At 43.6% G+C, this 16,731-nt stretch carries 15 protein-coding genes, 1 pseudogene and 1 CRISPR repeat array; of the genes and pseudogenes, 9 read left to right on the forward strand and 7 right to left on the reverse strand.

What is annotated here, in order from left to right; translation table 11 throughout:
* Positions 1-4 precede the first annotated feature (4 nt).
* Positions 5-973: a F0F1 ATP synthase subunit gamma gene (locus tag CIK96_RS06200; RefSeq protein WP_094389927.1), complete on the forward strand. Its 969-nt coding sequence runs from the start codon at positions 5-7 to the stop codon at positions 971-973.
* 797 nt (positions 974-1,770) lie between these two features.
* Here the strand turns inward: CIK96_RS06200 and CIK96_RS13225 are convergent.
* The 3 genes from CIK96_RS13225 to CIK96_RS06210 are packed head-to-tail and all read right to left on the reverse strand — an operon-like array spanning position 1,771 to position 3,260.
* Positions 1,771-1,869, reverse strand: coding sequence for a smalltalk protein (locus CIK96_RS13225; RefSeq protein WP_158214619.1), 99 nt, complete (start codon positions 1,867-1,869; stop codon positions 1,771-1,773).
* Positions 1,866-2,051 carry a hypothetical protein gene (locus CIK96_RS06205; RefSeq protein WP_094391038.1) on the reverse strand — a complete coding sequence of 62 codons (186 nt, stop codon included), beginning with the start codon at positions 2,049-2,051 and terminating at the stop codon, positions 1,866-1,868. The genes CIK96_RS13225 and CIK96_RS06205 overlap by 4 nt, the downstream gene beginning before the upstream one ends.
* Positions 2,052-2,105: 54 nt before the next feature.
* Positions 2,106-3,260 carry a hypothetical protein gene (locus CIK96_RS06210; protein ID WP_144007498.1) on the reverse strand — a complete coding sequence of 385 codons (1,155 nt, stop codon included), beginning with the start codon at positions 3,258-3,260 and terminating at the stop codon, positions 2,106-2,108.
* A 932-nt stretch (positions 3,261-4,192) separates the two neighbouring features.
* On the opposite strand from CIK96_RS06210, the gene CIK96_RS06215 reads away from it, so the two are divergent.
* The 7 genes from CIK96_RS06215 (at position 4,193) to CIK96_RS06245 (ending at position 10,095) form a co-directional block, all read left to right on the forward strand.
* The gene (locus CIK96_RS06215; RefSeq protein ID WP_094440067.1) at positions 4,193-5,311 is read left to right on the forward strand and encodes a hypothetical protein; all 1,119 of its coding nucleotides are present in this window, start codon (positions 4,193-4,195) and stop codon (positions 5,309-5,311) included.
* Between the two features lie 7 nt (positions 5,312-5,318).
* On the forward strand, positions 5,319-5,717 hold the full coding sequence (locus CIK96_RS06220) for a hypothetical protein (RefSeq protein ID WP_094391086.1): 399 nt from the start codon (positions 5,319-5,321) through the stop codon (positions 5,715-5,717).
* Between the two features lie 670 nt (positions 5,718-6,387).
* Complete coding sequence (locus tag CIK96_RS06225) at positions 6,388-6,774, forward strand: hypothetical protein (protein WP_094440068.1); 387 nt, start codon at positions 6,388-6,390, stop codon at positions 6,772-6,774.
* Between the two features lie 6 nt (positions 6,775-6,780).
* Positions 6,781-9,009 carry a hypothetical protein gene (locus tag CIK96_RS06230; RefSeq protein WP_254047087.1) on the forward strand — a complete coding sequence of 743 codons (2,229 nt, stop codon included), beginning with the start codon at positions 6,781-6,783 and terminating at the stop codon, positions 9,007-9,009.
* The gene (locus CIK96_RS06235; RefSeq protein WP_094440069.1) at positions 9,006-9,362 is read left to right on the forward strand and encodes a DUF5675 family protein; all 357 of its coding nucleotides are present in this window, start codon (positions 9,006-9,008) and stop codon (positions 9,360-9,362) included. The genes CIK96_RS06230 and CIK96_RS06235 overlap by 4 nt, the downstream gene beginning before the upstream one ends.
* Positions 9,363-9,370: 8 nt before the next feature.
* Positions 9,371-9,649, forward strand: coding sequence for a hypothetical protein (locus CIK96_RS06240; protein ID WP_094440070.1), 279 nt, complete (start codon positions 9,371-9,373; stop codon positions 9,647-9,649).
* Between the two features lie 2 nt (positions 9,650-9,651).
* The gene (locus tag CIK96_RS06245) at positions 9,652-10,095 is read left to right on the forward strand and encodes a D-Ala-D-Ala carboxypeptidase family metallohydrolase (RefSeq protein WP_094440071.1); all 444 of its coding nucleotides are present in this window, start codon (positions 9,652-9,654) and stop codon (positions 10,093-10,095) included.
* Between the two features lie 852 nt (positions 10,096-10,947).
* Positions 10,948-11,756: direct repeats of the CRISPR family, unit length 36 nt; unit sequence ATCTACAATAGTAGAAATTACTTAGGCATTATAGCC.
* A gap of 177 nt (positions 11,757-11,933) precedes the next feature.
* Here CIK96_RS06245 and cas2 read toward each other — a convergent pair.
* Genes cas2 through cas12a form a run of 4 tightly spaced genes read right to left on the reverse strand, consistent with a single transcriptional unit; the run spans position 11,934 to position 16,344 of the window.
* Positions 11,934-12,203 (reverse strand): CRISPR-associated endonuclease Cas2, encoded by a 270-nt coding sequence (gene cas2 / locus CIK96_RS06250; protein ID WP_094390813.1) that lies wholly within the window; start codon positions 12,201-12,203, stop codon positions 11,934-11,936.
* Complete coding sequence (gene cas1, locus CIK96_RS06255; protein ID WP_094440072.1) at positions 12,203-13,180, reverse strand: type V CRISPR-associated endonuclease Cas1; 978 nt, start codon at positions 13,178-13,180, stop codon at positions 12,203-12,205. Before cas1 ends, cas2 begins: the two co-directional genes overlap by 1 nt.
* Positions 13,167-13,736, reverse strand: a complete 570-nt coding sequence (gene cas4, locus CIK96_RS06260) for a type V CRISPR-associated protein Cas4 (protein WP_094440073.1) — start codon at positions 13,734-13,736, stop codon at positions 13,167-13,169. Before cas4 ends, cas1 begins: the two co-directional genes overlap by 14 nt.
* Positions 13,729-16,344 (reverse strand): type V CRISPR-associated protein Cas12a/Cpf1, encoded by a 2,616-nt coding sequence (cas12a, locus tag CIK96_RS06265; protein ID WP_094440074.1) that lies wholly within the window; start codon positions 16,342-16,344, stop codon positions 13,729-13,731. Before cas12a ends, cas4 begins: the two co-directional genes overlap by 8 nt.
* 130 nt (positions 16,345-16,474) lie before the next feature.
* On the opposite strand from cas12a, the pseudogene CIK96_RS06270 reads away from it, so the two are divergent.
* Positions 16,475-16,731: pseudogene (locus CIK96_RS06270) on the forward strand (IS1380 family transposase); the annotation flags it as partial.

The raw sequence follows: 16,731 nt of genomic DNA on the forward strand, positions 1-16,731 counted from the left end.
GCCTATGCCGAGTCTGAAAGAAATCAAGGGACGTATAGCAAGTGTCCAGAGCACCCGTAAGATTACGAGTGCCATGAAGATGGTAGCTTCTTCCAAGCTCCATCATGCCCAGGTGGCCATCCAGAACATGCTGCCCTACGAGACCTTGCTGGAGCATATCCTGAAGTCGTTTCTTGCGGCAGAGGCCGAGGCACAGACTGTGTTCAACGAAGAGCGTCCCTTGAAGCGTGTGGCACTGGTGGTCTATTCCAGCAGTTCATCGCTTTGTGGCGGATTCAATGCCAATATCATCCGTTTGCTCAAGCATCGTGTTGATGACCTCTCTGCCCAACTTGGCGCCGGTCAGGTTGAGATCTATCCCATCGGACGTAAAGTGGCTGATGCAGCCGCCAAGATGGGGTGTAAGGTCCATACCGACTATGCCGACATGGTGGAACATCCCGATGTTGCCCAGTGCATCGCATTGGCGCGCGAGCTCGGAGGCCGTTTCATGCACGGTGAGATAGACAAGGTCGATTTGATCTACCACCACTTCAAGAGTGCAGGATCGCAGGTGCTCACCACCAAGACCTTCCTCCCCATCGATTTGGAGAGCGAGCTCCAGCGTGACCATGAGCGCGACCTCACCACTACTGTTGTCACGCGTGAGGCACAGGACTATCTCAAGCGCAACGCCCGCAACGAGCAGAAGCGCGAGGAGAAAGCAGTACCTCTGAACGACAACTTCATCGTCGAGCCCGACATGAAGAGCGTTCTCACGTTGCTCATCCCCAAGCTCGCACATCTGATGCTCTACACAGCCCTGCTCGACAGCATTGCCTCAGAGCATGCAGCGCGCATGGTAGCCATGCAGACAGCGACCGACAATGCCGATGAGCTATTGCGTCAGCTGAACCTGCAGTACAACAAGAGTCGTCAGCAAGCCATTACCAATGAGTTGCTCGACATTGTAGGTGGTTCGATAAACAGTTGATTTTATATCGTTTTTAGAGATAAATGGGTGTTCGCTTGGTCGGACACCCATTTTTCTTTATGCGCACACGGAGTGTTTAGTTTATAGGTTAAAGGTTAAAGTTTATAGTTTAAAGGTTAAAGTTTAAAGGTTAAAGTTTAAAGGTTAGAGGTTAGAGATTATAGTTGAAGATTATTCTAAAGATTTTTGTTAAGATTTCGAGCATCTCTGATGCGATCCATAACAAAGTCCTTCCCAGAAGCGAGGAACTCGAGCGCATTTTGGTCAAAAGATTTTTGTTAAAGATTTTATTTCCGTCTAAATTCCGTCTAAATTCCGATGATCCAATGATCCGATGATTGATTTCTGGCCATAGGCCATATTTTATTAAAGATTTCCACAAAGATTTCTAGCCTTCAGGCTACCCCCAAAAATACCGTTTCCCAAAACTGTTATCTGTTATCTGTTATTTGCACCGCAAAAAATTCGTTTTCAGAAACTGTTATATTGTTATATTGTAACGCTTGGGGATGGTGTCATTGACCTGTCATGTGACATGATGAAAAATAAAGCTCAAAAAATTTGGAACATATCGTTTTTATTCGTATATTTGCAACGTAAATAATTGTAATTATTGTTAAAATCAATTGTACAGTGATTTATGTTTATTTTTTATAAAAGAGGCCGTATGTGAATACCGCCTCTTTTTCTATTTGTACTATCGCCTTCAACGAAATTTCCGTGTCCTCCGTGTGATCCGTGGATAAAAAACACCCACGAACCACACGGGGCGGTTCATGGGTTTACGAGAGGGAGTGTCACCCGATGGTGAAACCAAGGGCCGAGAGCACGGCGGTGATGGTGGTCAAAGCAATGTTGATGATGACGCTCCACTTGTTTTTAGAATCTTGAGTCATAGTTTTCTGTTGATGATGTTGTGATAGTCTTTAATGCCGAGGAAGGTGGCACACAGTATCAAAAGCTGGGCAACGAGGATGAGGACGGATCCCGAAATCTCACCTTGCGGAGGCATCATCATGCCAGCTACAGCGAAGAGGATAGCACAGACGAAACTGGCTAATGAGAGTATTCGTTTCATACGCTAAAAGTGAGGGTTAAAGAGTCCCGCGGACGTTCCGCAGGACTCTGTGGTTCAGCCTTCCAGTCCACCACCACCGGGCTGCTCAGTACCCTGGTCGTTCTCCGACTGGAAGTAGGCAGTGAGGGCGGTGTTTGAACTGAGCGTGATGCTGCGTGAGGCATTGGTGTCGCCATCGCTCCATCGGTTGAACTGGTAACCTTCGGCAGGCGAGGCACTAATCTCCACCGACTGACCCGCAGGGTAGCGACCTGCACCGGTCACCGTGCCACCGACAGAGGGATTGGCGAGGAGCTTGACCTCAAACTTCCCATCGGTAGGAGTCACATCGGGAACAGCGGGAGTGACGGGAGCTACCGAACCGTTGCCGTCGGGAGTGAGGAACACATCGGCGCTGCTGCCGTAGCTCTTGCACGCCTTGGTGAACGCATCGTCCGTCTTGTACGCCTGCAACATGCTGTTGTTGTCGATGAGGTATTGGGTCGATACCTTGGTCTTGCCGTAGTCGTTGCGACTGTGTACCCAGGCAAACACACCGTCGCCCTCGTTCTCGCCATGGGCGAGGAAGCCCTCTTTTGCAGCGAATCCCACTTTGTCAACGAGATCCCAGAGCTTCGCAGTCGATTCCTTGTCGAGCACTACGTAGCTTGCACTGAAGGCGCAGTAGGGAATCTGAGTTTCCGCGTTCAGACGCTGCAACACCTTGTAGAAGCTGATCTGGTCGCCGTAGTCGAACTCCGGATTGTTGGTCACCACCGCCTTGGCGAAGTCCTTCACCGTGGTATTCTCGTCGATGGCGAGACCTCCGAGGTTGATGCTGGTCACCGCCTTGTCGCCAGTACCCTTCACCGAGATAGAGGGCAGCGTGCCTTGGGTGATCTGATAGGGAGCTGCGATGCATGCGCCGCCATCCGATTCAGCCTTGGTGAGATAGACAGGAGCAGCCACGCTGTTCGCACGGACGAACATGTTGTAGTCGGTGTGGTACTGCGCTTTCCTCTCGAAGGCATTTTTAAGCAGCGGAACGAGTCCTGCATACATGCGGACGATGTTCACCCATTTCATGCGCTGACGCTGTTGTCCCTTGGTGCGGGTGTTGCGTACCTTGGTCACTTTTTCCGATACTACGGTACGACCATTGACAGTCTTGAAAGTCAACTGACCAGCCGATCCACTCATTTTTTTGATAAGTCCATTTAGAATAGCCATTTTGTTTTCCCCCGTTTGATAGACCAGTGGGGGTTCTGGGGAATAGTTGTTAATAAGTTAGTTGATAAGTTAGTTAGCACTCATTCCCACATCGTCGGTTTCTCCTTTTCAGTTCCCATGTTCCTCCCATTTTGTCCCATCGTTGTCCGCCTAATTTTGGGATTTAGTGCGGATTCACTGGTGACTTACTGAGGAGTTGCCCACGTCTGTGTGCGGACGGAATGTTCTGTGCGATGAGTGATTCTCTCTTGAACCACGGTGCCGCCTATCTTGGACTGCGGTGCAAAGGTACGAAGAAAAACAATCGGTTGTTCCACTTTTCCCACGGCTTGTGACCAATTTTCCCACGGCTTGTTACATTTCCTTGTGTATCAGTTGGTTACAAAGCCAGAAATTGGAGTATAAATCTTGGTGGTTATCGTATATTGCTGAATATAAGGCAGATAGGTGGAGCGCTATACAATTATTGGCTTGAAGTTGTGGTAGGATCATGGGTGCGATGTTAGGTGTTGTAAAGAAAAGAGCCGAAAACGGTATTTTTCAGTGAAACGCAAAAATGGCGTTACAGCGTTACAATATAACAATATAACAGTTTTGAAAAACCAAAATCAAAATTTCGAGCCAAAATTTTATATATAAATATATATATATATTTATATATATATATATATTTATATAAGTTATATATGTTATAATTTGAAAAATTGACTTCTTCTCTTTTCTGCGGCAGTTTTTGCTAAACGAAAACTGTTATATTGTTATATTGTAACGCTGTTATGCTTGTCATATGTAAATAGTTTTTAATACTCATAGATGCGTGTCTAAACACAAAATAGAGAAATCGAGCGTTATTCTTCCCATTTCCTTTTTGTGGTCTCGAAATTATTTACTACTTTTGTCACTAAAATTAAAAAGCCCACAAAATCCTAATCATGACCACATACAGATTTGCGATTACCGGACTACGTCACCATGACTTTGCCAACAGACTCAATGAACTCTACGACAAGGCTATGGGGAAGCGTATGTCTATCAGTATAGAACACGACAACCCTGGAGAAATGGATGCTGTCATCGTGTATTGGGGGCGTTGCTTTGTGGGCTATGTGCGCAGCGGAACAGACAGAGAAAAGGCTTGTTCGCTGATTCTTAGTTCAGGAAGAGGGGCGATGTTTGGCAAGATTGTAGAGGTGGATCGCGATCACAGGGTGCTGTGGATGGAGATTGTCACAGATGTTGAACCGCAGACCGTTTGTCTGCCCTCGGTATGCCCATTTGCCAATTGGGATTACGATGATAAAATATTGCCTCTCAGTCCACAGGAAGTACAGGTTCATACCATGCTCAACTGTCTGGAAATGGTGATCGAAGCCGGTGAACCGTGGAACAGCGAAATGGAAGAATGGCTGTCGGCTGTTGAAGAAAATCTATGGTGTGCCATCAGTTGTGAAACCACCCAACAGATCATCAGAATCATTGAGATGATGACCAACGCTCCCAATCATCCACAGTACAAAGCAGGTAAAGACAGACTGCAACAGGCATTAGACCACATGGGCAGTCCGGAGGTGCGTCGCTTGCAATGTCAGAAAATTTTTGCCAATGCCGAATCAAATGATATGTTGCAGCTGCTGTGCTACTATGGCGACAGAGCCGAAGATGCCGTAGCGTCGCTTCCGTCGGTTTTCGTCATGATGTTTTTACGGGATGGCGAGAGTGCTATGGGAAAGTTGTGGTACATGCACTATCCCCGTAAGAAAATCCGTGCCATTATGTCTTTGCTGGCTATGAAAGTCCACATGATGAAAAACGAAAAGAAACCTCTTGAAAGGAGTATTCCCCAACAATGGTTGGCAAACTGGACTAAGGAGCAGCATAGCGAAATGGCTACTGCCGTCATCACCAAATGTGTCAGCGACTTTGAACTGCAACACACGTCTCCACAAGTCTATAACGAGTTGCAATCATTGCAACAGGCAACGAGACCGCACATCGACTATCATGTGAACACGAACACCTATATTGAAAACCAAACAATCAAACAACAATAATTATTTTATGGAGAACGATAAAAAGTGTGAACGCCACTTCCATTTCAGCGATAAAGTGACCTATATCGAACATCAGGAAATAACCGTACAAAGTGGTGCAAACTTTTATAACGGTCCTGCCGTGGAACCTCAAAATGATCATGAAGAAAAGGAGGAAATCAGCAAACCTGCCGACAATATTGTCTGTGCCCTCATGCCCTTGTTTAAAAACGACCAAAAAGAGGTTGAAGCCTTTCTGCATAAGATAGATGGCGCAAAGCCTACCATGATAACAGAGGAGGTTAACCGCCTGTTGAAACAGGAAAAGATCACGCGTGCAGGATGTAAAGGTCAGATGTGGGAGATATTGCATCAATACAAAATCTATATGCCGTCGGTGAAAAACTGGAACGCACAGGTCAACTGATTGGCTTCTGGAAAGGTGTGCTCCCTTGATATGTCACACGGAAATCGGAAAATTTTATTATCCACGGAACACACAGAGGAAAGCGGAAAAGATTATAGTTGAAGATTTTTAGTTCGTGATTTTTGTTATCAGCCAACCAGGTTATTACTTTTGTCCTTACAGGACGTGGTGGGGTATGTTGCCTATATCCGCAGGGCGGTGCCCTGGGCTATGGAAGCCATTGGGCTTTCAGCCCGCCGTTGCTTGTAATTCTGTGTCCTCCGTGTGCTCCGTGGATCCGTAATTCCGCAGTCCTCCGTGTCCTCCGTGGATCCGTAATTCCGTGTGATCCATGGACAAAAAACTTGCTTTTACTTGTCTTTTCTTGTCTTTACTTGCCACGTCTGAAACAGGCGTGATTTTTGTTTTTACTACCATTTTTCTTCTCTAATTTTGCACCAGTCGAAGGACAGAAGCCTTGGCGCGGTGCCGGTTTTCTTTTCCCCTTCGCATAAGAAAACAATGAGTGTATATTTCAATTTTACAATCATCAACTGGACGTTCTCGTTTAACGTGAGAATCGGTTCTAACTAAAACACATTTATTAATCTGAGTTGAACATTGCGGAGGATATTCCCAGGGTAAAGTGCACAAGAATCCAATTTGTTTCCGCTCGCAAAAATCAACTAAGATGAAAACAGAAGAAAAAATCATTAACAACCAGTTTAACAACTGTGACCACATCCAACTCGAAGGCGTAGCGCATTACGACGAGCGCAGATCCTTCTTCTTCACCCCAGACGACCCCATTCCCCACAGCGTGCAGCGCTTCCGCACCAACGGGGTGGCGCAACAGATGACCGACGGGACGTTTGACTTCGTGGCTAAGCCATGGCGGAGATCGCAGTCTGTGCTGATCAAGAAACTGGCGCATGGGCGCGTTTCTAAGACCAAGGACGATGGCATCCAACTGACGCTGAAGGTGTATTGTCATGAGTCGATCAATATCGCCAATGCCATCAAAAGAGAGGCAGCCGAAGCTGTCAAGGCACTTATTAACTATCAACTAAAACACTAAGAGACAATGAGTTGTTTTGTAATCAAGATGGAGAGTGGCCGTAAAATCGGCTACCCCATCACTTCGAGAGAGCAGTATATGAAGCTCAGGGAATCGGGCGAACAGACTGCCTGTCTGACGAAAGCCCGCAACGGCAATAAAAAGGCGAAGTTGCGCCTGATGCAGTTCAACTATTCATTGGCAGGATCAGAACCCTTTGCATTGAAAGGCTACGACATCGTGGGAAAAACCGTGGGCATGGATGTGGATTTTAACCCAGAGGCGAAGGACTATGAGAAGCGCTTGAAAGAAGCGCCACAGCTGATCCTTGACAAGAAAGAGGAACTCGGACTGGTGCTGTTGGAGCGGTCGGTCAACAAAGGTTTTCACTTGGTATTCCGCCGTAGGGCAGGACTCTCGCAGGAGGAAAACTTGCGTTGGGCAAGCGACCTGTTGCAGATACCGTTTGACCAAGCTGCCAAGGACGTGACGCGCGTGTTTTTTGCCACTGGAGCGACGAAAGATGATTTGATTTATCTTGACAATACACTCTTTGATAATGCCCCGTTTGAGGCAGAAAATGCACCTGTGGCAGAGTGTGAAATGATGGAGGAAACGTCAAGTCAAGAGGCGACCAAGGACCAGCCTGCAACGTACCCCATCATGTATCAGGGCATGCCTTATACGTCGATTGTCGAGGCACTGGAAAACCAGTTGGGTGGACGCCCTGAACACGGGTCGCGTAATGCGTTCATTTTCTCCATGGCGTGCAACCTGCGTTACCTGTGCAACGACGACCCATCGTGGATAGCAACCCTCTTGCCCAATTACGGCGAAGAACAAGGTCGGTGGATGTCCACCATCCGTTCGGCATGCGAGCGCAAGCAGACGATGGCGATGCCCGAAATAGTGAAGCGAGCCTTGAAGGTGGCACAACAGGAAAACCGCTGTGATGGTGACGGAGAGGGTGAGGATGCTCCGCCTCAGATGCCGAAGAAGCTGCCCAAACTCATCGAACTCCTGACCTCGCAGACGCCAGAGATCTATCGGGCTGCCGTGGCGCATGCGGTATTCCCTCCGTTGGCAACCCACCTGTGGCGCACACGCTTCCCCTATATAGATAATGTGGAGCATGAAGCCACGCTGATGTGTGTGCTGATGGCTGGAACGGGTGCCGGTAAATCGTGTGTCAGCGACCCCATCAAACATATCATGGCGGATATTCGGGAGCGTGACCGAGAGAATTTAGAACGCGAGAAAGCATGGAAGGAAGAAGCGAGCAGAAAGGGTGCCAACAAAGACAAGGCGAAGCGCCCTGAAAACCTTGTCATCCAGGAGATTGATGCCGACATGACCAATCCTGCTTTCGTGATGCGTACCGCCGAGGCACAGGAGCATTTCCTCTATACGTCGCTCAACGAAATAGACCAGTTTGATGCGCTGAAAGGTCAGGGCAAGCAACAGTTTCGCATCATGTGTCTGGCATTCGACCCAGGAAATACCTACGGACAGACGCGCGTGGGTATGCAGTCGGTGACCGAGCGTGTCACCGTCCGTTTCAACTGGAACGCTTCGACGACGATACTCAAAGGACAGCAGTATTTCCGCAATGTGCTGACCGATGGTCCTATCTCGCGTATCAATTTCTGTACGATACCGGAGCGAGAGATTGGCGCAGAAATGCCCGTCTATGGCACTTATGATGATCACTTCGACGAACAGCTCAAGCCCTATATCGAAAATCTGTGTCGGGCAAACGGCCTTGTGGAATGTAAGGAAGCCATTGCGTTGGCACAGCAACTGAAAGAAGAAAATGCCGATACGGCACGCATGACGCAGAGCAGAGTGTATGAGAACCTGTCGTTTCGTGCTAACGTCATCGCCTATCTCAAAGCGTGTGTACTCTACGTGGCAAACGGTTGCAAGTGGGAAAAGGAAATCGCCGATTTCGTCCGTTGGTCGGAGCAGTACGACCTCTGGTGTAAGATGCGCTTCTTTGCTTCTGCCATCGAACAGGCGGAAACTGAGGGAGAGAAATCCAACCGCAGAGGGCCGAGAAATCTGCTGCAACTATTGCCCAACCAGTTTACTATGCAGGAAGCAGAAACCCTCCGTTTACAACATGGATTGGATAGAAAAGGTACAAGACAAATGTTGCGCCAATGGGTTTATCGTGAGTATATAAACAGGATAAGCGTTACAGATAACAATATAACAGTTTATGAAAAGCTAAAATATAGAAATTACGAGAAATGAAGATAACAATCATACGTGCCGAATGTTCTAAATATGGGCAGGACGGTGTACTCTATATCAACAATAATCCAGTGTGCGATACGTGTGAACATCCTGAGCGTAAATTGCCAGCAGGAGAATATGACCTAAAGTTGGCATTGAACAGGAAACTTAGGCGGTCGGTACCGACACTCTCGAACGGGAGTATTATCACCATGGGAAACGGTCCGTTTCTGCTCAACAACGACATTATTGTGGGCAAGCGTGTGCTGCGAGGGGTGTTGATCCAGACATCCGAGGTGTTTAACAAGCTGATTGATCGGCTTGACAAAGCACAAAACGCAGGAAAAACATTTACATTAACAATTAAATAACAAACATTATGAAAGAACTTTTCAAGGTAATCTCACAGTCAGAACCTACCACCATCCGTAAGCAGGATGGCTCTCAGATCAACAAGTCCATCATCGTACTGCAAGAGATTGGCAGTCAGTATGAAGACACTTTCGCTGCTACCCTGTTGGGCAACCAGGGGAAATACAGCAAGGGCGACCTCGTGTATTGTGCACTGCGTTTCAACGCTCGCGAATATAACGACAGTATCTACCAAGACGTAGTGATCAAGGACATCTTGAAGTTTCATTCCACCAACGTATTCTGATCATGGCAAAAGACATCATTCTTTCAGAGCATTTCCGCTTGTCGGAGTTTACCAACTCCTACATGGCGAAGCGATTAGGCATTGACAACACGCCTTCATTGGCGGTGGTGAGCAACCTTCAGCAACTCTGCCGACATGTGTTAGAGCCCCTGCGCCAGTATGCCGGTTGTCCCATCATCATCAGTTCGGGTTACCGTTGTCCGTCGCTCAACCAGGCGGTGGGCGGTGTGAGCAAGAGTCAGCACCTCGTTGGTGAAGCAGCAGACATCGTATTGCCATCCACGGCAGTAGGTCGTCAATGGTTAGGTTGGCTGATGGATCAGAAGTTCGACCAGCTCATCTTCGAGCGTGCGAGCGTCAAGAGCACAACATTCTGGATTCACGTGAGTTATCGGCAGGATGGCCACAACCGCCAACAGGTGATTGAAGGGCTGACGAAGATCTAATGTCTCACAGAAATTTTTTATCCACGGATCACACGGAGAACACGGAAAAAGATTCTCGTTAAAGATTATTCTAAAGATTTTCGTTAAGATTTCGAGCCTGTAAGGCGATCCATAATAAAGTCCTTCCCAGAAGCGAGGAACTCGAGCGCATTTTCAGTCGAGATTTTCGTTAAAGATTTTGTTTGCTGCCTCCCTGAATTACAGATTATTTCTTGCGAAGCAACATCTTAAAAAAGATTTCCTCCAAAGATTTACCTATGGTTTGTTTTGTCGTGACTCAGCATAGTGAAAGCGAGCTCTCACTCTGTCTTCGCTACTCCAAAACATCTAGCCTTCAGGCTACCAAAAAAAATCCACGGAGCACACGGAGTACACGGAATCACGGAACAAGCAGCCCCGGGCTGGAAGCCCAACGGCTTCCTTAGCCACGGCGACGCCCTGCGGACACAACAAAACATTTTACAAACGTCCTGTAAGGACAAAAGTAAAATCCGTGCGACTAAAACATCCGTGTGCAACCTTAAGAGGCTTCACCTACCATACATCTTTCATCATCCAGCTGATGGTGATAAAAACGGCAAAAGCTACAAATAATAATATGTACATAATCTATATTTAAATTGTTGATAATCCAATGTGGTTTCGTTTAACCCCATTTTCCTTCTATATCATAGTAAGGTTTTCGCCTCCAAAATTACACATTTTTCTTCAATCCACAAACTATTTCCACCTTTTATTCCATTTATATAGGTATATTTGAGGCTAAAACGATAATCCATAGTTTTGCTTTATCGAAACTGTTATCTGTAACGCTTGTAATTGATGACATTGACCTGAACCCATGACATTTTAATCTACAATAGTAGAAATTACTTAGGCATTATAGCCTACCACGGTTGAACTCGGCGGTTACTTGTGATCTACAATAGTAGAAATTACTTAGGCATTATAGCCCTACACACATGGTGACGTGACGATGGAATCTACAATAGTAGAAATTACTTAGGCATTATAGCCAACAATCATCCATACGTGTTCTGCCATCAATCTACAATAGTAGAAATTACTTAGGCATTATAGCCCAGTACGAAGAACTCTTTGATGCCGAATCTACAATAGTAGAAATTACTTAGGCATTATAGCCCAAGATATTCGTATCGCCGCTGCTGTATATCTACAATAGTAGAAATTACTTAGGCATTATAGCCCGGAATGGCGACCGTGGCACGCACATTCAATCTACAATAGTAGAAATTACTTAGGCATTATAGCCGCCTCCGATAACGCAGACGGGTGTCAAATCTACAATAGTAGAAATTACTTAGGCATTATAGCCCTAAAGTCCAGATCGTTGATGCTTTGACCGATCTACAATAGTAGAAATTACTTAGGCATTATAGCCCTACACCAAGGCACAGGCCGATGCTGCCAATCTACAATAGTAGAAATTACTTAGGCATTATAGCCGCTCAGCAGGACGTGGCAGACACCATCACATCTACAATAGTAGAAATTACTTAGGCATTATAGCCTCTTCGCTGATCCACATGTCGCAGTCAGATCTACAATAGTAGAAATTACTTAGGCATTATAGCCGTCCATAGGGATGAGAACGCAATGCCCAAATCTACAATAGTAGAAATTACTTAGGCATTATAGCCTCTATTCGCGTGCAAAGATACAAAAAATATAGCAACTATCAACTATTCAAAGGGTATTATTTTCGACATGTTATACCCCCTATCAACAAAAATCGCACTTCGCAGATTGCGCAACTGATTGTGTTATAACAAGATGTATCATATTTCGCAATTACATATAGACAGAGGTTTGTACTCTCAAAAAAAGACGATTGGTTTGTCTCGATGAATCGCGCTACCATATTTTATCATTCTGTTAGTGTCTGCTTCGAAAACAATCACGCTATCATCTGGCATAAAATGGTTAGCATAAGCCTGTATTTTAGCAATAAGGTTATCCATTATCCTTTTGGAATTGACAACTTCATATACAGAAAGCTGAAGTCTAATAGCGCCATTTTTCTTCAACATTTTTGAGAAATTGGTGCGCATTTTATCGTCTTTTATGTCGTAACTCACAATAATCATTAGAACGAGAAAATAGGATATGATTTAACAGATTTTCTTCCCATAAAACAACGATAATACTGTTGAATATATGCGAAAATATCACTTTTCCTGACTATCAGTGAATCGTAATATACTCGATAGTAATCAGCACAACGTTCATATTTCAAAGAATATTCTCGTTTATTAAGAACAAAATCTTTCTCCGAAAACTGCTTACGATTAAATGCTAATAAAGTTGCATGGTCTATTATACAACGGAAAGGTTCCATTAAATCACAGACCAAAGATTTGCGCTTAAACCAAAGACGATGATACACACCTACATAAAGATCAAACCCAAACATACGCACGAAACACTCTATAAAATTAAACAAAATGGTATAGCCTATATCCAAAGCAACATTAAGAACATCAGTTTTCATCCTTGCATGCCTACCGTGCCAGCCATAGTTTTGAAAATAGGCTGCAAAGAATGTTCTTGCAATTGCCCCTTCCAACCCCATAAGTTGGTTATAATCATCAATATCAGAAAGAGTATCAAGAGCAGCAGCACACTGCCTGATGGCTTCTGCCGTCAGTTCATCTTTTCTACGAGTCTTTTGTAAAACTAAACTTTGATTTTGTATCTTATTGCGAACAATTTGTAAAGCTAAAGCCAAATCTGTATCTTTTTGTTCGTGTTGACGTTGCCGAAGCAAATAATTCGCTTCTGCTGAATCCGACCAATAAAAAACTGGACGAAGATTTGGCTTCATAACTACCAAAGCTACTCCATACTTTTTGCATTTATCAATCAATGGAGTTGTCACTGTGATGTGACCAATAATGAAAAGAGCCAACAACTTTTGGAAGGGAAACTTAGTCAAGGTCTTTTTCTTATCACCTTCAATTTCCTCTAGCATCAGTTCTCCGCTATTTACTCGAAGACTTCGGTCGTGCTCAATACAATTGACCACGAATATGGTTCGCATTTCTATGTCTTTATGTGTAAACATTATCCGTATTCGTTTTATCGCAAAGATTGCAATAAATGCAATGGATGCACTTATTTGGATTTACCAGTATCGTAGTAGAAGCAGGATTATAACGTTTGAACTGTTCTATGAATCCTATCAATTCCTGTTTACCAAGCTCTCCCGGCAAGTCAACCGGAATCATTTTATTGGTAGATATTTCATAGAAAGCAAGCTGTTCAACTTCATATCCCATTTCCTTCAAGCAGAAGTATTGTCCCCACAGCTGATAAATCTGACCACGAAAGATGCGTTTGAGATTGTTCTTACGTTCTATCAACAAACGCTTGTCCTGTTTATAGACATCAATCTTGCCAGATATGCCTAACTCATCGCAATAAACCGGGAGCGCCATAATATCACTCTTTCGATTACTCCCTTTCTTTTCATCCACGCCTTGGTGCGCTAGAGTACCTTTGGTCTGTGGAGCGGCTTTATATAAATCTCCGTCCGACTCCATATACACACAATGCAAGTATATGGAGTACGGACAGAAGATAAAGTCATTCAACGTTGAAAGCTGAATATAATCATCCATTCTTATATGGCTTTTGTTGTGCAAAATTGAGCCAAGCCTTATTGGATATATCAAACTTGACGTTATTCAAATCCTCTGCATTCTTGATTTGCTCAATCAGCATCAGTCCCTTGCGAGCGATGTTGTAAGCACCATTAGCATCCGCATTCTCCGGAAGTTGATCACCACAAGAACGGCTATCGTAGAATATTCCATTCTCATCAGCAACTGGAGAAAGGATATAATCTTCGTCAGTACCAGCCTTACTATTACGCAATTGTAGCAGCAATTTCATAAACTGCATCAAAGGTTCGAGATACTTCTGGCTTTTACCTTCCAAATTACAGATTGCATCTTTTAGATTCTCATGAATATCAATACCTGCTTCTCCAAGTATTCTTTTGAATTCTTCGGTAAGCGCTACTACCTCTGAATCCCAATTATATTGTTTTGCAGAATTTTTAAATGAACGCAAACGCATACCATAAGTACAGAGCGTCCACTTAGTACGTGTACCATGCGCCTTCTGAGTGAATTTATCGTAATCAAATTCAAACTCAAACCAATCTTTCTCCTCGTTGTAACGAATCTCGTCAAATTTACTAAAGAACTCCTGCGCCTCAACTGCATTCGTATATTTCGTATTAAAGAGATTGACAAAACCTGTTGCAGGATCTATTTTGCTAGTATTCCATGCAGGAATATAGAAAAGACACCCATTCTGATGCTCACTTTTCTTGAAATTTTTAAATTCAGAAGTAAGCTGAAGTGCATGCAACAAACCTCCCGTTTCATTGGCACCTTTATGCTTGTCAACATAAAAATTCAACTTGTCAATTAGCATTCTTTCGAATTGTTCATATACGTTACGCTCGATTTTTTGTCTGCCTCTGATAAAACCTGGATTTAAATCTTCAAGTACAACAATTGCATTGTATTCTACCATCATTTTACTAATGATATGTACTACCTGACTTAAATAACCTCGTTTTAAATCTTTGATATTCGCTATCTTCTTCCAATTGCGGCGAGCTTCTTTATTTTCTCCTTCTCGTTCTGTCAGCAAACCTTTATAATCAGTTTCCTTTGCATTATGATCATCCTTGAGAATATTGAGAGACTTCTGCATGACAATATTTCCCTTCAGATCTATTAAAGACAGATAAAGTAAATTACGTTCACCACGATCTATGCCAATAATATTCTTTATACCTCCATTACTAATTATTTCACGAACTTTAGAATTTACATCAATTTTATTGTTATTTGGTTGCGAATAATTCAAATTCATAGACAACTTAAAAAGGTACTTATCTACCGTAAAACGTTTATTCTTCACTATCTCATAGCCAAAAATACTCTTTTTCTTGTCATTAAGCTTGTTCTTATTAGCAACAAACTCATTAGCTTTATGTCTTGCCGTTGTTTCTGCCAAACCTTTAGTTTGGTGACGAAAGAATACCATTCCACTTCCGATATCAAAAACACTCTGTGTCATCCCCAGAAGAGCTTTGAGATACATTGAATGAAGATTCTCTGTTCCTCGACCTTTTCTTAACCCTTTAGAAGCTGTTGCTGCATAAGAAAGATCCTTGTTACTCATCTTAAAAAGAAACAAAGGTTTATTCTCTCTCTTGTTAGCTTCTTCTATTGCTGCAGTGACAATAGGGAAATAGCCGAATGACTTGGACGGTAAATTCATTATTTCATCAATCAATTCGTCAATACCCAATTCTTTTTGAGTAGCTAACTCTATTGCCGCAGGTACACGAATCGAAGAAGTCAATGTCGCAAGAATATGCTGCTTCATAATCTTGTAAGCATCAACAACCTTATCATCATTCATCAAAATTTGATAAAATCCTGCATAATCCAGTTTTAGGCGCTTGAGATATTTTGGCACATTCTCTTTATCTTTAGGAACCACTTCCTTTTCAAATTGGAACTTAACTGCAGCATTTTTAAATGCAGAAAGCAAATTCATCGAATCCAGTCCATAATCTCCAACATAACTATTTCCGAGTAAAGTTTTTGATTTCAGCTGATAATAATCTAATCTCTCGTACATGCCATCATCATAACTGATGGCAGCATCACGACGAAACAGTTTTGTATCAGCAGAAATACCCAAATAGAAATCGTATTCACCAATTTCATTCTTCTTTCTAAAGATATACCCTCCATATTGAGTACCATTATCGGATTTAGTTCTGCTGTCAACCCATCCAGATAACAACTTGCCATTATTCTCAAAACATAGCTTTATTTTCTCAGGGTTATATATCTTACGAGAGAGCCAATTGCGTACTTTATCATAAAGCGGTGTAATGATGTCGAGTTCATCCCATACTTTACGAAGTTTTGCATCAAACTCATTGTCTTTATCAGCTTCATCACCATGACCTAATAAAGGCTTGATAAAGCGTTGTAACCCCTTATAGGCTTCGAGCAACTTTTGGATAAGCTCAACATCTGAGTCTGACTGGGCTATTTCGCCATGTTCCCCAAAGAAAAGATGTGATATAGCACAATAAGCACCATCAATACGCTTAAAGAAATCATCTTTTTCTTTTCCTTCTTCACGACAATAAGCTCCCAACTGCTTATAATATTCATTAATAGCCTTAATTCCGCAACACTATAATTTAACTTTATTTATAAGTTCCTGAGCAACAAAAAGTTGCCCAGGATTTTGCCATGTCAGAATTTTCACTTATCTTAGTGTTGCAAAAAGAAAACAAGCAAAACTCTAATATGACATGGCAAAAATACAAATTAAATCTGAGAAACTCACACCTTTTGGAGGAATTTTTTCAATCATGGAGAAATTTGACTCCATGCTTTCACCCGTTATCGACTCAACACTGGGTCAGAGATGCAGCAGTATCTTCGGATATCAGTTCAGCGAGATAGTCCGTTCGCTGATGAGCGTTTATTTCTGTGGCGGCTCATGCGTGGAAGATGTAACGTCACAACTGATGCGCCATCTCTCGTATCATCCTACCCTTCGTACATC

Source organism: Prevotella sp. P4-98, from assembly GCF_002251405.1.
In the GTDB taxonomy this organism is placed as follows: Bacteria; Bacteroidota; Bacteroidia; order Bacteroidales; family Bacteroidaceae; genus Prevotella.

Bases quoted from the DNA above. Each gene is read 5' to 3' on its own strand.
- cas2 (WP_094390813.1), bottom strand. From the start codon at position 12,203: ATGATTATTGTGAGTTACGACATAAAAGACGATAAAATGCGCACCAAT.
- CIK96_RS06245 (WP_094440071.1), top strand. From the start codon at position 9,652: ATGGCAAAAGACATCATTCTTTCAGAGCATTTCCGCTTGTCGGAGTTT.
- CIK96_RS06240 (WP_094440070.1), top strand. From the start codon at position 9,371: ATGAAAGAACTTTTCAAGGTAATCTCACAGTCAGAACCTACCACCATC.
- CIK96_RS06200 (WP_094389927.1), top strand. From the start codon at position 5: ATGCCGAGTCTGAAAGAAATCAAGGGACGTATAGCAAGTGTCCAGAGC.
- cas1 (WP_094440072.1), bottom strand. From the start codon at position 13,180: ATGTTTACACATAAAGACATAGAAATGCGAACCATATTCGTGGTCAAT.
- CIK96_RS06205 (WP_094391038.1), bottom strand. From the start codon at position 2,051: ATGAAACGAATACTCTCATTAGCCAGTTTCGTCTGTGCTATCCTCTTC.
- CIK96_RS06230 (WP_254047087.1), top strand. From the start codon at position 6,781: ATGAGTTGTTTTGTAATCAAGATGGAGAGTGGCCGTAAAATCGGCTAC.
- CIK96_RS06210 (WP_144007498.1), bottom strand. From the start codon at position 3,260: ATGGCTATTCTAAATGGACTTATCAAAAAAATGAGTGGATCGGCTGGT.
- cas4 (WP_094440073.1), bottom strand. From the start codon at position 13,736: ATGGATGATTATATTCAGCTTTCAACGTTGAATGACTTTATCTTCTGT.
- CIK96_RS06235 (WP_094440069.1), top strand. From the start codon at position 9,006: ATGAAGATAACAATCATACGTGCCGAATGTTCTAAATATGGGCAGGAC.
- CIK96_RS13225 (WP_158214619.1), bottom strand. From the start codon at position 1,869: ATGACTCAAGATTCTAAAAACAAGTGGAGCGTCATCATCAACATTGCT.
- CIK96_RS06225 (WP_094440068.1), top strand. From the start codon at position 6,388: ATGAAAACAGAAGAAAAAATCATTAACAACCAGTTTAACAACTGTGAC.
- CIK96_RS06220 (WP_094391086.1), top strand. From the start codon at position 5,319: ATGGAGAACGATAAAAAGTGTGAACGCCACTTCCATTTCAGCGATAAA.
- CIK96_RS06215 (WP_094440067.1), top strand. From the start codon at position 4,193: ATGACCACATACAGATTTGCGATTACCGGACTACGTCACCATGACTTT.